The 16,100-nt window shown below is 34.4% G+C and carries 11 protein-coding genes; 2 read left to right on the forward strand and 9 right to left on the reverse strand.

What is annotated here, in order from left to right; translation table 11 throughout:
* Position 1: 1 nt before the first annotated feature.
* Together AC2DGP_RS09710 and AC2DGP_RS09715 are read right to left on the reverse strand one after the other, a co-directional pair.
* The gene (locus tag AC2DGP_RS09710; protein WP_484489861.1) at positions 2-334 is read right to left on the reverse strand and encodes a DUF3291 domain-containing protein; all 333 of its coding nucleotides are present in this window, start codon (positions 332-334) and stop codon (positions 2-4) included.
* Position 335: 1 nt separating this feature from the next.
* Entirely contained in the window at positions 336-785 is a 450-nt protein-coding gene (locus AC2DGP_RS09715; RefSeq protein ID WP_484489862.1) for a nucleoside deaminase, read from the reverse strand.
* A 113-nt stretch (positions 786-898) separates the two neighbouring features.
* On the opposite strand from AC2DGP_RS09715, the gene dxs reads away from it, so the two are divergent.
* Together dxs and AC2DGP_RS09725 are read left to right on the forward strand one after the other, a co-directional pair.
* Entirely contained in the window at positions 899-2,683 is a 1,785-nt protein-coding gene (dxs, locus tag AC2DGP_RS09720) for a 1-deoxy-D-xylulose-5-phosphate synthase (protein ID WP_484489863.1), read from the forward strand.
* A gap of 41 nt (positions 2,684-2,724) precedes the next feature.
* Positions 2,725-3,627 (forward strand): DUF3078 domain-containing protein, encoded by a 903-nt coding sequence (locus tag AC2DGP_RS09725; protein ID WP_484489864.1) that lies wholly within the window; start codon positions 2,725-2,727, stop codon positions 3,625-3,627.
* Position 3,628: 1 nt separating this feature from the next.
* On the opposite strand, the gene AC2DGP_RS09730 is transcribed toward AC2DGP_RS09725, so the two are convergent.
* The 7 genes from AC2DGP_RS09730 to glmS all read right to left on the reverse strand — a co-directional run bounded on the left by AC2DGP_RS09730 (position 3,629) and on the right by glmS (position 16,091).
* Positions 3,629-4,513 carry a PorP/SprF family type IX secretion system membrane protein gene (locus AC2DGP_RS09730; RefSeq protein WP_484489865.1) on the reverse strand — a complete coding sequence of 295 codons (885 nt, stop codon included), beginning with the start codon at positions 4,511-4,513 and terminating at the stop codon, positions 3,629-3,631.
* A 10-nt stretch (positions 4,514-4,523) separates the two neighbouring features.
* The gene (locus tag AC2DGP_RS09735) at positions 4,524-7,961 is read right to left on the reverse strand and encodes a T9SS type B sorting domain-containing protein (protein ID WP_484489866.1); all 3,438 of its coding nucleotides are present in this window, start codon (positions 7,959-7,961) and stop codon (positions 4,524-4,526) included.
* Positions 7,962-7,971: 10 nt separating this feature from the next.
* On the reverse strand, positions 7,972-9,306 hold the full coding sequence (locus AC2DGP_RS09740; RefSeq protein ID WP_484489867.1) for a deoxyguanosinetriphosphate triphosphohydrolase: 1,335 nt from the start codon (positions 9,304-9,306) through the stop codon (positions 7,972-7,974).
* Positions 9,307-9,427: 121 nt separating this feature from the next.
* The gene (locus AC2DGP_RS09745) at positions 9,428-11,851 is read right to left on the reverse strand and encodes a ribonucleoside-diphosphate reductase subunit alpha (RefSeq protein ID WP_484489868.1); all 2,424 of its coding nucleotides are present in this window, start codon (positions 11,849-11,851) and stop codon (positions 9,428-9,430) included.
* 130 nt (positions 11,852-11,981) lie between these two features.
* Positions 11,982-12,953, reverse strand: coding sequence for a ribonucleotide-diphosphate reductase subunit beta (locus AC2DGP_RS09750; RefSeq protein ID WP_484489869.1), 972 nt, complete (start codon positions 12,951-12,953; stop codon positions 11,982-11,984).
* 418 nt (positions 12,954-13,371) lie between these two features.
* A complete protein-coding gene (locus AC2DGP_RS09755; protein ID WP_484489870.1) occupies positions 13,372-13,950 on the reverse strand; it encodes a DUF3109 family protein in 579 nt (192 codons plus the stop codon).
* Between the two features lie 290 nt (positions 13,951-14,240).
* Complete coding sequence (glmS, locus tag AC2DGP_RS09760) at positions 14,241-16,091, reverse strand: glutamine--fructose-6-phosphate transaminase (isomerizing) (protein WP_484489871.1); 1,851 nt, start codon at positions 16,089-16,091, stop codon at positions 14,241-14,243.
* Positions 16,092-16,100: the final 9 nt, after the last annotated feature.

Here is a 16,100-nt window from a genome sequence, read left to right on the forward strand (position 1 = left end):
ACTACCTTAAAATATTCTTCTGATTCGTTACTCTGTTTTTTGCCTCTTTCCAAGGAAGAAACCTATCACTATCAATTGTTAAAACTTTTATTTCTTTCGCTATTTTTGAACTATTTTTCATAGCTTCAAGATGGGCGCCGCTCCTAACAAATTCTTTCATAGAATCTTCATCTTCCCATAAGGACATAGTATAATGCTTGTTCCAAAAACCAAGGTTTTTATTCTTTTTACAAGACGTTGATTTTAACTGTTTCACAATTTTCATGGCTTGCAAAGACAATGAAAAAAAATATATCGGACGTTTAAGTTCTATGTAAGTAATACTAAGTTTCATATCAGTTCAAATTTCTCTTTTCTATAAAAAATCGCTTCAATATTAAAGAACATTCTTCTTCCAAAACACCCTTCGTAACGGTTGTTTTAGGGTGCAATACCGTTTTACATTTCTCAAAACCTCTTACACCATCCGATGCACCAAAAACAATTCTTCCTATCTGAGTCCAGTAACTGGCACCAGCACACATTTGACAAGGTTCTAACGTAACATACAAAGTACAATCCTTTAAATACTTACCTCCTAAGAAATCAGAAGCAGCCGTAAAAGCCTGCATCTCTGCATGTGCAGTTACATCATTTAAGGCCTCTGTTAAATTATGTCCTCTTGCAATTATTTTATCTTGACTTACAATAACGGCTCCTACGGGAACTTCATCTTTATCAAAAGCCAATTGAGCCTCTTGCAAAGCACGTTTCATAAAATAAGTATCATCAAAAGGATTTAACATAGTCCCAAGTATATTTTAATTAATGCAGATAAAAATAAAGAATTCCTTTAAGTTATAGCAAGTTCTAAGAATAAAACTGTATTAAATTATAGTATCTTTGTTTCGCTCAAATTATGACAAAAAAATTACTAAATACCATAACAAACCCTAACGATTTAAGGCAAATTCACATTAGTGAATTACCCATAGTTGCCAAAGAGTTACGAGAAGCAATTATTGATTTTGTTGCCACTAAAGAAGGACATTTGGGGGCAAGTTTGGGGGTTATAGAATTGACCATCGCATTGCACTATGTTTTCAATACACCAAAAGATTCTTTAATATGGGATGTTGGACATCAAGCCTATGCTCACAAAATTTTAACTGAAAGAAAAACAAAATTTCACACCAATCGCCAATTCAATGGCTTGAGCGGATTTCCAAATAGAAAAGAAAGCAAGTATGATTCCTTTGGAACAGGGCATTCCTCAACTTCTATTTCCGCAGCATTGGGAATGGCAATGGCTTCTAAAATTAAGGGAGATCTAGAAACACAACATATAGCTGTTATTGGTGATGCTTCTATTGCGTCAGGTATGGCTTTTGAAGGGTTAAATCATGCCGGAGTTACAGATGCTAACTTACTTGTAATTTTAAACGATAACGCAATGGGAATTGACCCTAGCGTTGGCGCATTAAAAGAGTACTTGATGAAAGCAAAAATCGGTCAAAAGGCTCCTAAAGGAAATATGATTGAAGCCCTAAACTTTAATTATTCTGGACCTATTGACGGACACAATTTAAATGGACTTTTAACTGAACTTGAAAGATTAAAAAAAATAAAGGGTCCTAAATTTCTTCATATCGTTACCACAAAAGGAAAAGGACTCAAACAAGCTGAACAAGAACAAATAAAATATCATGCTCCTGGTAAATTCGACAAGCGCACAGGAGAAATTTTACCAAAACAAAACCATAATAATACTCCCAAGTACCAAGATGTTTTTGGGCTGACTTTATTAGAATTGGCCAAACAGAATAAGAACATTGTAGGTATTACCCCAGCAATGCCAACTGGAAGCTCTTTAAAATACATGATTGAAGCCTTACCCGAAAGAGCTTTTGACGTAGGTATCGCGGAGCAACATGCAGTTACCTTAGCAGCTGGTATGGCTACTCAGGGACTAATTCCTTATTGCACCATTTATTCTACTTTTCTGCAACGAGCCTATGACCAGATTATTCATGATGTAGCCATTCAAAACCTTCCAGTAATCTTCTGTGTCGATAGAGCAGGTTTGGTAGGACAAGATGGAGCAACACACCATGGCGTATTTGACATCAGTTATCTGAGATGTATTCCAAACCTGATCCTTTTTGCACCGCAAAATGAAATTGATTTGAGAAACATTTTATATACGGTACAATTAGGACATCTAAAAAACCCGATTGCAATTAGATACCCACGAGGAAAAGGAAACATTGAAAATTGGCAAGTCCCTTTCGAAGAAATTCCTATTGGAAAGGGACGCATTTTAAAAGAGGGAAGCACTCTAGCAATTCTTTCTATCGGAACTGTTGGAACCAGAATCTCAGAAGTTATCAACGATTTCTCCGAATCAGAAGAGCAAAAAATAGCCCATTACAATATGCTATTTATAAAACCGTTGGATAAATCACTTTTGATAAAGATATTCAACCAATTTGATCGTATTCTGACTATTGAAAACAATGCCGTTAAAGGAGGGTTTGGAAGTGCAATTATTGAATTTTCTCAAGAAAACAATTATCACAACAAAAGAATTAAAACACTCGGAATTCCGGATGAGTTTATAGAACATGGATCCACAACTGAACTTCTCAAATCAATACATTTAGATAATGAAAGTATTAAAACTGAGATCAAATTAAATTTATAACTATTTGGCACTTTTTTTGATATCTTAGACTTTTCTAAACCATGAAACAAGCCCTATTTACAACAATATTTCTGCTTTTTACCGCAACGGTTTCTGCACATGTTGAAATAGACTCTCTTACGCCTGTAAAAAAAGAAAAAATCACGAGTACGCAATGGGCATTCAAGAAGACTTTGGGGTTATTAATGACGCAAACAGCCTTTGTTAACTGGAGTGCCGGTGGTGAAAATTCCATTGCTGGTATTACTACTGTTGATTTTGAATTCAACTATAAAAGAGATCGTTTATTTTGGAACAATCATTTTAAAAGTCGCTATGGTTTGAATAAAGAAAATGGCCAAGACACTAGAAAAACCGATGATGTTTTGGAGTTTATCTCTAATTTTGGGTATCGAAAAACGGCTACTTCAAACTGGTACAATTCGGCAAGATTTAATTTTAGAACGCAATATGCACCCGGATATAAATATCCGAATAGAGAAGATTATATTTCAAAATTCTTTGCTCCTGCCTATATCTTTCTTGGGGTAGGTTCACAATACACCTCTCCTGATAAAGCCTTTAAACTTTACCTTTCTCCTCTGACCAATAAAACAACACTTGTGTATGATGAAATACTCTCCAACCAAGGAGCTTTTGGTGTAAATAAAGGAGAAAGATCAAAAATAGAATTTGGAATCTTAACCACTGGAGAATGGAAACATGATCTTATGGAAAATATCGTGATGAACAATAAACTTATTCTCTACACAGATTATTTAAATGACTTTTCCAATATCGATGTGGATTGGGAACTAAAACTGCAACTCATCGTTAATAAATTTGTCAAAGCAAACATTGGTACCCATATAGTATTTGATAACGATGTAGTTGATAAAGAAACAGGAAAACCAGAAATACAATTGAAACAACTTTTGGGTGTTGGGGTTGTATATTCCTTCTAAATTACCACACGAACCTTACTACAAACTCATGAGTTCCTGAAGAAACAGCGCTAAAATCAGAGGTTACAGACTCATAAGCATATCCAAAAGATGTATTTTTTACAACTTTCAACATAATCGAACCAATCACAGAAGTATCTAATCTATAAGTCAATCCTGCTTCAATTTTTTCAGAAAAATCGGCAACGGCAGAAATATCTAAAAGCATCTCTTCATCTGTTACTAATCTAGAAAAGACAGAAGGTGTCAAATCAATATTTTCATTTAAAGAGAAAGTATAACCAGCACCTAAATACACATGTAGTCTTTCTTCAACACTTTCAGATATAATAGACCCAGTATTGTCCAATTTCGGACTTTGAATTTCTGATAAAATTAGATTTGGGGAAGAAAGATGAATAAAATACTTTTCTCCTTTTAAATAGGCTCCTGCCCCAACTTGTGGGCTAAAAGTACTTTCATTACTACTAAACAAAGGGTCATTCACTCCAAGAGAATTATAATCTACACTATGAAAAGCTCCACCAGCTTTCAAACCAAAATACAAATTGGTTACAGCATCCATTTGTAACTTATAAGATAAATCTACCACAATACTAGTTACCTTTGTAATAAACACCTTATCATTAATCAAAGAAGCGCCGATACCCAAATTCTTTTTTAAAGGAGTGGAAAAGGAAGCATATTGCGTTATAGCTGCATCATCAAAATCTGTAGCCTGTTTTCTAAAACCTAACCCAACCTCTGAATTTTCAGACACCCCAGCATAAGCAGGATTTAAAATATTCATATTGTATCGGTACAATAAATAATTAGGCGCATTTTCTTGTGCATATAATACACCTGCAAAAAGCATAAAAACAAGTAGTAGTTTTATTTTATTCATCTCTTTCTCTTTAATATTTTATATACATCCAACCTTTTTTAACATATGCCTCTGGATAAAAATCCGCAATAGGATCCCCTGATTTTAAAATATACATATAAGAACCTACCGGTAATTTTTGCATATTCCCTGAGGTATTTGATACTCCGGAAAATTCATTTTTATATGGCTGAGCTTTATAAACCAACTGGCCAGATCTATTATAAATTTCCAAAGTATTATCTGGATACATCTCCTCTATTTTTTCTATAACCCAATTGTCATTAATTCCATCATTATTAGGTGTGAACCCTTTTGGCTGAATTGGATCAATCTCAATAGAATCATCACAAATATCACCAATAGTATCTTCGTCCACATCTAGTTGATCTGGGTTGAAAACTAATGGACAGTTATCTTCCACATCTAAAACATCATCATTGTCATCATCAGTATCACTAGCATCTCCTTCTCCATCACTATCAGTATCTAGTTGACCTGGATTGGAAACTAATGGTGAGTTATCATTAAAATCTAAAACACCATCATTATCATCATCATCATCACATACATCTCCAATTCCGTCATTATCATTATCCGTTTGATCAGGATTAGCAACATCGATACAATTATCATCTTTTGCATCAATTCCATCATTGTCGATGTCTAAATCTACCTCTAGCAAAAAGCCTATCGTTTTGGTTTCAGCTGATGAAGTTACTGATACTTCTAAAGAGTAAGTTCTTGTTTCATACTCATCGGAAGGAGTAACCGTAAATTCAAAAGAACCATTTGAATTCATTGAAATTGGTGAATTTGGATTAATCGTTACTGATGAACCTGTCGGATTTCCTGAAACCAGCACGGATACTTCTTCATCAAACCCAGCAAAAACCTGATAAGCAACCTGAAAAGTCACTGGTTTTGTTTCTATAATTTTTAAAGAACTTTCTGAAGCAGACAAAGCAAATGTTGGAGAAGTAGCGCCAAAAACACCAGAGAACAAGCCTCTTCCATATGTTGCCGCCATAACTGCATACCCATCTTTCCTATATTCAAAATCTGTAACCTTCACATCACTCATTCCGTTGTAAGACTGCACCCAATTCGGGTTTTCATCATTCCAATTAGTAGTCTTCCAAACTCCTAATTCAGTTCCAATAATAACCTCGCTCGATTCTATCGGATTAGACAAAATTGCTTTTACAGGAAGATCAGGTAAATCCCCTTCTTTTTCCGACCATGTAGTTCCTCCATCTTTAGAATACCAAATACTAGAAACGCCATAATTATGAAAAGTAACAAAGATTTCATTTTCATTATTACCAAATTCAACATCGGAAATACTTCCTAAAAAATTAGAATCGGAAATATCTGTCCATTCCGGATCTGTATTTGCATTTGTAACTCTCAATAATTCTCCTGTTTCAGTTCCTACTAACAAAGTAGAACTTGTGGTGGTATAATTAGAGACCGTAATTGCAGTAGGTGAACTCATTAATAACGGATCTGTTAATGATCGTTTAAGAGCTGAACCGTTAGACGAAATATTTAAAAGATTAGAATACCTATAAAGTTTAGAAGTGCCCCCTGAGGAACCATTCGTATATAAAATATCTAAATTCGAATCCAAAGCCGCTTGATTAATAAAGTCACCATCGTTTTCAGAATCACTATTTATCGTTCTCCATTCATTTAAAATAAAATTATACAATCTGTAAGCATTATTATAAAGATATGAGACGATCATATAGGACTCACCTACTTGATCTACAAAACATGCGGCTCCATCTCCGCCAAAAATATCTTCTGAATTTTGACTATTAGGATTTCCAAAAAAAGGTGTTCCATTGTCTTGCGTTCCTCCTAAAAAGTATTCATTGTCCGCCGTTGGTGCTAGTGCTGTATAATAGAACTGTGTAACATTAAAATCAGAATTCACCGAATTTGTAGTAGCGCTTGTTGTATTTGCCGTAGCAAGCGATGAACAATAATAAACACCACCATCATTTCCAAAAACAGCCTCATTTGATGCTTCAGGTCTAAAAGTCATTGCATGTTGATCTGCATGTACCACCGGAAAACTTCCCGTTATGCCACTGCGCCATTTTGAAATTTGGTCCCAATTTTGAGCACCATCCGTAGATCTAAACAAATTAATACCACCAACATATAGAATATCATCGTCATTTGGATCCACTTCAATCATTAAGTCATAGAAATCTTGGCCTCGCGTAAAATCGTTATCAGGAATACCAGGATCAGCATCATTCGGTTTTGACAATTCTGTAACTGTACTAAAACCATCGGTTGTTCCAAATACATGAGGACCGCTAGAAGTAGTCCCCTGAGTTAGAGCATATAGTTTATTAGCATCAGAATTTGACACCGCCAATTCAACTCTATTGGAATTGGCTAACGTTGTTACTAAATCCCATGTTTCTCCGTCCGAAGACTTAAAAACAGTACCCGCTCCAGTTGTTCCAAATCCAGGAGTTGCAATTCCCCCCATCCATAATTTATTATCAGCACCAATTTCAATATCATTTGGTATGAAATAAAAAGTAAAACTACCTACGGAATAAGATAAAGAAGAATCCGTAACACGATTCCATGAAACACCATCGTTTGTAGATCTATATAAACCCGCCGATTGTGGTCCCAAAATATTACCAGGATCATTAGCGTCATTATAGTAATGCCCTCCTACACCAACAAATAATTCTGTACTTGAACCATTGTCCCATGCTACGATATCATTTATATAGTACACACCGTCTAACAATTCAATCCCAACCCCAGATAAATCCCCTGGTCCATCAGTAACAATATTTAATTGCTGCCAATTCGCTCCTCCGTCGATGGTTTTGTAAACACCATTTCCTACCGCAGCACCAAAGGTATATTGCTCACCCGTTCCTACATACCAAGTATTACTATTCCTAGGATCTACGGTAATACATGAAACGTTCATATTACTAGGCACACCCAAAACTGGCGTCCATTTAGAATCTTCATCTGTAATATCCTGATTTACCCAAAGGCCACCGCTTACCGCACCAGCATAAACTTTTTTATGTGTTGCATCATTAGGATCAAACAATAAGACTCTCGTTCTACCTCCAACATTATTCGGACCTCTTTCTACCCATTTATTATCCAATGCATCTCCAGGAACCTTTTGCAAAGGACCTCTTTCGAGAATTTTTTGCTGTAATTTTAAAACTTTTTCAGGCTCAGGTTTACCGGTAGCAGGGTTCATTGACAATTCCCATTCCCGTTCAAAATATTTATTTGGTGGTAAACCTTGTGCTTTTCTCTCCTTCTTTGATAACTTTAGTGTATTTTTAAATGGAGAATTCTCCAAATACGCTATATGTTTTAATTTCGGATCTTTTATGTAATTTTTAAATTGAAAAATTACATAAACCAACAACAACGCACCAGCAATACTTAATATCCTTTTCATAGCTATTCTATTAAATTGCGGTTCCGCTAATTTTTTTGTGTAACAATATAGCATAACCATCTGACATACCAGCTATATAGCTACAAATCATCATAATTCTATCATAAATTGAATCAGAAAGGTTCCTATAACTTTCCGGAAGTAATTTAAAAATAAGTTTATCATAGTTAGAGGCCTCTCCCTCGTACATATTATTTGTCGCCGAAATAAAAACTTCTAACAGATCTGCTATTATTTTATACCCTGCCACTTCCTTCTCAACAACATTATTGCTATTGTATACTTTATCAATACTGATTTGAATAATATCATTTATTTGCGCTTCATATTTACATTTATCTAATAACGAAACACCATATTCTCCTTTTAAAATAGCCTCTTCATTTTCTATAAAAACACGCACTGCCTCTTGAATCAATGTTCCAATTGCCAAAGCCCTAAGGTAACTAACGCGTTCTTTTTTAAATTGTAATGAATTGTATTTTTTTATATCGATGGTATCTTTCACAAGTTTTATTAGATACTCAAGAGCAAACTCTTCTTCAATTAGACCTAAATTGATTCCATCTTCAAAATCAATAATCGTATAACAAATATCATCCGCAGCTTCCACTAAAAAAGACAGTGGATGTCTATTATAAGCAAGATCTTCCCCTATTCTCAAAGGCTTTAATCCCAAGTCTTGCACTACATCTTTAAAAAACTCTTTTTGAGATTGAAAAAAGCCGTATTTTTTATCTACAATATGTTTTGTTGGTTTCTTTGGAAGCGACTCTTTGGGATACTTCATAAATGCACCTAACGTGGCGTAAGAAAGTCTCAATCCTGAGTCTGCGTTTCCTTCTGATAATATTTTAAAACCATTGGCATTCCCTTCAAAATCAACAAAATCCTGCCATTCTTTAGAGGTCAACTGAGATTTATATTGTTTCCCTTTTCCAGATTTAAAATATTCTCCAATAGCCTTTTCTCCACTATGACCAAAAGGAGGGTTTCCAATATCGTGACTTAAAGCAGCAGCAGCGACAATAGCACCAAAATCATTAAAAGTATAGCCCAATTCTTTTAAATGGGGATATTTTTCAATTACTTTCTGTCCTACAATTCTCCCTAAAGATCTTCCTACAACGGAAACCTCCATACTATGAGTTAATCTGGTATGTACAAAATCAGTTTCAGAAACTGGGATCACCTGTGTTTTGTCTTGTAAACTTCTAAATGAAGATGAGAATACAATTCTGTCAAAATCTACTTCAAAACCAAGTCTAGTTTCATCTTGCTTATTCCTATCGCGTTTTTTTGTGTCTCCTGCTCTTTTCAAAGACAGCAATTGCTCCCAATTCATATATATTCTTTCAATTATGTTCTAGCTGCAATATACAATTTGAAATTGTAAATTAATTTTTTACGAATACAAAAAAAGGAACTCTATTAGAGTTCCTTTTTTTATTTTTAACAAGTATGATTTAAGAACCACACATCTCACAATCGTCGGGATTGTTTTGAGATTGAATAATCATTTGTTTTAATTCTTCCGCTGTTAATGGAGCATCTTGAACAGTTTCCGCTGCTACCGGTGCTGCAACTCCCGGCGCTTGAGCTTTCTTATCTGTAGCCAAAGAGAATTTAATCGCATTTACTGCTGATTTAGTCCTCAAATAGTACATTCCTGTTTTTAATCCAGATTTCCAAGCATAAAAATGCATTGAAGTCAATTTAGAGTAATCTGCATCTTCCATAAACAAGTTCAACGATTGAGATTGATCAATAAAGTATCCTCTCTGACGAGACATATCAATAATATCTTTCATACTCATCTCCCAAACTGTCTTATATAAGTCCTTAATATCTTGAGGAATCACATCAATATGCTGGATAGATCCATTTGCTCTCATGATATCTTCTTTCATTGCATTGTCCCATAACCCAAGTCCTACTAAGTCTTCTAACAAGTGTTTATTTACAACAATAAACTCACCTGATAATACTCTACGAGTATAGATATTAGAAGTATAAGGTTCAAACGCTTCGTTATTCCCTAAAATTTGAGAAGTCGATGCCGTTGGCATTGGAGCCATTAAAAGTGAATTACGAACTCCATGTTTTTTAACATCTTTACGCAACTTAACCCAGTCCCAATTACCACTCAATTCTGTTTCAGAAACACCCCACATATTAAATTGGAATTCTCCTTTAGACATTGGAGAACCTTCATAAGAAGAATATGGTTTATCAACTTTTGCAATCTCCATAGAAGAAGTTACAGAAGCAAAATACAATGTTTCAAATATTTCTTGATTTAATTTTTTAGCTTCATCAGAAGTAAAAGGCATACGCAACATGATAAAAGCATCTGCCAATCCTTGCACTCCTAAACCAACAGGTCTATGACGCATATTAGAATTTTCAGCTTCTTTTATTGGATAGTAATTTCTATCAATTACAGTATTTAAGTTTCGTATAACTTTCTTAGTAATTTTATACAGTTTTTTATGATCAAAAAACTTAACCCCTTCCGCATTTTCAGAAACGAACATAGGTAAAGAAATAGACGCTAAATTACATACAGCTACTTCGTCTTTGGCTGTATATTCCATTATCTCAGTACACAAGTTAGAAGAACGAATGGTACCTAAATTCTTTTGATTTGATTTTCTATTCGCTGCATCTTTATACAACATATACGGGTTTCCGGTCTCAATTTGTGATTCTAGAATTCGCTCCCAAAGTTCACGAGCCTTGATTGTTTTACGACCTTTTTGTTTCTCTTCGTAACCGACGTATAGTTTTTCAAACTCATCTCCATAACTATCATATAAACCTGGACATTCATTTGGACACATTAACGTCCAGTTCCCATCTTCTTCCACACGTTTCATAAACAAATCTGGAATCCAAAGTGCTAAGAATAAATCACGCGCACGTTTCTCTTCAGCTCCAGTATTTTTACGCAAATCTAAAAAGTCAACTACATCTGCATGCCAAGGCTCTAAATAAATAGCGAAAGAACCTTTACGTTTTCCTCCACCCTGATCTACATATCTAGCAGTATCATTGTACACTTTTAACATTGGAATAATTCCATTAGAAGTACCATTTGTACCTCTAATATAAGAACCTGTAGCTCTTACATTATGAGCAGATAAACCAATTCCTCCTGCAGATTGAGAAATCTTAGCTGTTTGTTTTAATGTATCATAAATCCCATCAATACTATCATCTTGCATCTGCAATAAGAAACAAGAAGACATTTGTGGTTTCGGTGTACCTGAGTTAAACAAAGTTGGCGTTGCATGTGTAAAAAACTTTTTACTCATCAACTCATACGTTTCAATCGCAGCTTCAATATCTTCTTTATGAATACCAATAGCTACACGCATCAACATATGCTGAGGACGTTCAGCTATTTCTCCATTTAATTTCAATAAATAAGAACGCTCTAAAGTTTTAAACCCAAAATAATCATAGTTAAAATCTCTACTGTAAATAAGTGTAGAATCTAATAAAGCAGCATTATCTTTAATAATTTGGTACACATCGTCTGCCAATAAAGCAGCATCATTTCCTGTTCTTGGGTTGATATATGTATATAAATCATCCATTACTTCAGAGAAAACTTTCTTTGTGTTTTTATGTAAATTAGACACAGAAATACGTGCCGCTAATTTTGCATAATCAGGATGAGCCGTAGTCATAGTAGCCGCAATTTCAGAAGCCAAATTATCTAATTCAGAAGTAGTTACTCCATCATACAAACCTTCAATTACGCGCATCGCAACCTTAACCGGGTCAACTAATGGATTTAATCCATAACAAATTTTTCTAATTCTAGCAGTGATCTTATCGAACATTACTAATTCCTTCTTCCCGTCTCTTTTTACTACGAACATCTTTGTGGTTTTTTTGATTTGTATTTTTTAACTCTAGGGGCTAAAATCCCTCCTCCAGCTTCTTAGGGCCGAATTAACTTATTAAAATTTCTCTATTTTGTTCTTAGAGAAAATATGTATTCGCTTTTATTTAAAAATCAGCATCAAAACTGATTGATCCTGTACCTCCAGATTTCACACCTGCTTTTTGGTACTCAGATACTCTTTTCTCGAAGAAATTTGTTTTCCCTTCCAAAGAAATCATATCCATAAAATCGAATGGATTTGATGATCCATACACTTTATCACATCCAAATTCTGATAAAAGTCTATCCGTAACAAACTCTAAGTATTGAGTCATTAATTTCGCGTTCATTCCAATCAAACTAACAGGAAGTGATTCTGTAATAAACACACGCTCTATATTCAACGCATCTACAATAATCTCAGTAATCCTTTCTTTTGGAACTTTATTCACAATATGATTGTTGTGTAAGTGTACAGCAAAATCACAATGTAACCCTTCATCTCTCGATATCAGCTCATTCGAAAATGCCAAACCAGGAAGTAATCCTCGTTTCTTTAACCAGAAAATAGAACAAAAACTACCTGAGAAGAAAATCCCCTCCACAGCAGCAAATGCGATCAATCTTTCTGCAAATGAATCAGATTCTATCCATTTCAATGCCCATTCTGCCTTTAACTTAATCGCAGGAAAAATTTCAATAGCTCTAAACAACTGATCTTTTTCTGATTCATCTTTCACATAAGTATCAATCAATAAAGAATACACCTCTGAATGAATATTCTCCATCATGATTTGGAAACCATAAAAGAATTTCGCCTCAGAATATTGCACCTCAGTCACAAAATTCTCTGCTAAATTTTCATTTACAATTCCATCTGAAGCGGCAAAAAATGCTAAAATATGCTTGATAAAGTAACGTTCATCATCGCTCAACTTATTTTCCCAATCAATTACATCTTGATGTAAATCTATTTCTTCAGCTGTCCAAATACTTGCTTCTTGTTTTTTATACCATTCCCAAATATCTTGGTGTTGAATGGGAAAAATCACAAATCTATTGTCATTTGGCTGTAAAATCGGTTCTATTTGAGACATTTTTTATGGATTTTTTTTAAAGAGTAATTAATTCATTTTATTGCGCTTCACAAAGATTGGAAAAAATGCTGCTAAATGAAAGTCTTACTTATTCACAAAACCACGAAGTTCTTAACAATACACCTAAAAATCGAGGAAAAACTTAAAAACACCACCACAAACAACTATCTATAAAACAGCCTATTAAACACAAGAAAAGAAGCTAAAACCCTGATAATATTAATATTCAAAACCCCTGCTTAAATGATAATCTCAAGACAAAAAAATGAACTAAAACAGCTCTTCAAAAAAAGCAAAACAAAACTAAAAACACGTCTCTGAAAACACCAAATCACCAACAAAAAAGAAGTTTAAAACACTAAACTCAATAACAAAAAACAATATTACTTTACTTTCATCGTTGTGGCTTTATAACCAGCTATTTTTTATCTTTATTAAGACCTTCAGCTACTTTTTCTAATTCAGCATACCAATCCTCACCAAATTTTCTTACCAGTGCTTGTTTCACAAATTTATAAATAGGCACCTGTAATTCTTTCCCTAAACTACATGCATCATCACAGATATCCCATTTATCATAATTCACCCCGGAAAACTCAGAATACTCACGTACTCTAATAGGATACAAATGGCATGAAATCGGTTTTTTCCAATCGATTAAACCACTATTATAAGCTTCTTCTATCCCACAAAGCGCCGTGTTTTTATCATCAAAAATTACATAAGCGCAATCCGCACCATCAATCAAAGTTGTTTCATGCTCACCATACTCATTGGTAGTGTAAACCCCTTGTTCTTCAATAGCCTTTACACCTTCTTCTCTTAAAAAAGGTTTGACATCCTTATAAATATCTTTCATTATCTGAAGTTCACTTTCTTCTAAAGGAGCTCCTGCATCTCCAGCAACGCAACACTCGCCTTTACAAGCTGAAAGATTACAAACAAAATCTTTTTCTATTATATCTTCCGATACTATGGTTTTTCCTAACTGAAACATGCCACAAAAATACAGATTCAAATGGAAAAAATCCCATGGAATTATTCAAAATTAATTCATTTTTACTTTTTGTAAATTCATACCTCATTTAAAAAATTTATGAGTTTCAACTTGAAAGAATTATTCGAGTCACTGGAATCTAAATTATTCAAAAAACTTTTTTGATGTAATACTACCCGCCATCACCATAAAATTATTCAGCAATAACATTCAAGAATTATTTTTGGACACAAAAAAATCCCAATACATAAAGGTATCGGGATTTTATTATTTAAAAATTCAAGTTACTATTACTCTACCGTAACTGATTTTGCCAAGTTTCTTGGTTGATCTACATTACAACCCCTTAACACAGCTACATGATAAGACAATAACTGTAGTGGAATCGTTGTTAGCAACGGACTCAAAGCCTCATCTACTTCAGGAATCTCAATCACATGATCTGCCATTTCCTTTACTGTTACATCTCCTTCAGTTACAACAGCAATAATCTTTCCTTTACGAGATTTAATCTCCTGGATATTACTCACTACTTTTTCGTAATGACCTTTGTTAATAGCTACCACTATAACCGGATAACCATCTTCAATCAACGCAATAGGTCCGTGCTTCATTTCAGCTGCAGGATACCCTTCTGCATGTATATAAGAAATCTCTTTTAACTTTAAGGCTCCTTCCAAAGCTACAGGAAAGTTATATCCTCTACCTAAAAATAAACAACTTGGAGTTGTGGCAAATTCAGAAGCAATCTCTTTTATAATTTCATTCTGCTTTAACAACACCTCTACCTTCGATGGAATCAATTCCATATTTTGCAAATAAGCATGAAAATCAGAATTGGATAAAATCCCTTTTTCCTTACCTAGCTTCAATGCAATTAAAGTAAGCAAAGTAATTTGCGTAGTAAATGCCTTGGTAGATGCCACACCAATCTCTGGCCCTGCATGTGTATAAGCACCTGAATGCGACTCACGAGCAATAGAAGACCCCACAACATTACAAACCCCAAAGACATATGCTCCACTCGCTTTAGCCATTTTAATAGCGGCTAAGGAATCTGCTGTTTCTCCTGACTGAGAAATAGCAATTACCACATCTTTTTCAGTTATTATTGGGTTTCTATACCTAAACTCAGACGCATATTCAACTTCTACTGGTATCCTAGCAATATCCTCAAATAAATATTCTGCCACCAAACCAGCATGCCATGATGTCCCACAGGCAATTATTATGATCCTATTTGCACTTTTAAAACGATCAATATATTCTTCAACTCCAGCCATCCTAATAATTCCCTCATTCGCTAATAGTCGCCCCCTGTAGGTATCTACAATAGCTTTTGGCTGCTCATAAATCTCTTTTAGCATAAAGTGATCGAAACCTTCCTTTTCAATCTGAGCTAAATTTAATTTTAAAGCATGGATCTCAGGCTCAACGGAAGAGTCATCATGAATTTTTCTTACTTCAATCTCTTTACCTTTTTCTACAATAGCCAACTCCTCATCCTGTAAATAAATTGCATTCTTTGTATACTCAATAAAGGGAGAAGCATCTGAAGCAATGAAAAACTCTTCATTATTTTCACCAATACCTATCGCTAAAGGAGAACCTAATTTTGCCGTAACTATTTTTTTATCATCTCTTTTATCAAAGACAGCAATTGCATAGGCTCCAATCACATCATTCAACGCCAACTGAACCGCTTTAGCCAAAGGACATTTTTCTTGAATCTGAACTTCCTCAATAAGATTTACAAGTACTTCTGTATCTGTATCACTTTTAAAAACATAACCTCTTTGGGTTAACTCATTTTTAATCGTGTCATAATTCTCTATAATCCCGTTATGAATTATGGTAATATTTCCAGAGTTAGACACATGAGGATGTGAATTTACATCATTAGGAACTCCATGAGTAGCCCATCTAGTATGACCGATACAGATATTCCCTTGTTGATTCTCTTCACTTACAATCCCCTGTAAGTCTATTACTTTTCCTTTGGTTTTAAAAACTGTTGATTCACCATTGTTATACAACATTAAACCAGCACTATCATAACCTCTATACTCTAATCTTCGTAATCCTTTTATAACTATTGGATAGGCATCTCTTGAACCTATATACCCAGTAATTCCGCACATAGCATTGTA

The sequence above is a fragment of the Flavicella sp. IMCC45537 genome, assembly GCF_057197705.1.

Coding starts and splice junctions, on each gene's coding strand:
- AC2DGP_RS09710 (WP_484489861.1), bottom strand. CDS start 334: ATGAAACTTAGTATTACTTACATAGAACTTAAACGTCCGATATATTTT.
- AC2DGP_RS09715 (WP_484489862.1), bottom strand. CDS start 785: ATGTTAAATCCTTTTGATGATACTTATTTTATGAAACGTGCTTTGCAA.
- dxs (WP_484489863.1), top strand. CDS start 899: ATGACAAAAAAATTACTAAATACCATAACAAACCCTAACGATTTAAGG.
- AC2DGP_RS09725 (WP_484489864.1), top strand. CDS start 2,725: ATGAAACAAGCCCTATTTACAACAATATTTCTGCTTTTTACCGCAACG.
- AC2DGP_RS09730 (WP_484489865.1), bottom strand. CDS start 4,513: ATGAATAAAATAAAACTACTACTTGTTTTTATGCTTTTTGCAGGTGTA.
- AC2DGP_RS09735 (WP_484489866.1), bottom strand. CDS start 7,961: ATGAAAAGGATATTAAGTATTGCTGGTGCGTTGTTGTTGGTTTATGTA.
- AC2DGP_RS09740 (WP_484489867.1), bottom strand. CDS start 9,306: ATGAATTGGGAGCAATTGCTGTCTTTGAAAAGAGCAGGAGACACAAAA.
- AC2DGP_RS09745 (WP_484489868.1), bottom strand. CDS start 11,851: ATGTTCGTAGTAAAAAGAGACGGGAAGAAGGAATTAGTAATGTTCGAT.
- AC2DGP_RS09750 (WP_484489869.1), bottom strand. CDS start 12,953: ATGTCTCAAATAGAACCGATTTTACAGCCAAATGACAATAGATTTGTG.
- AC2DGP_RS09755 (WP_484489870.1), bottom strand. CDS start 13,950: ATGTTTCAGTTAGGAAAAACCATAGTATCGGAAGATATAATAGAAAAA.
- glmS (WP_484489871.1), bottom strand. CDS start 16,091: ATGTGCGGAATTACTGGGTATATAGGTTCAAGAGATGCCTATCCAATA.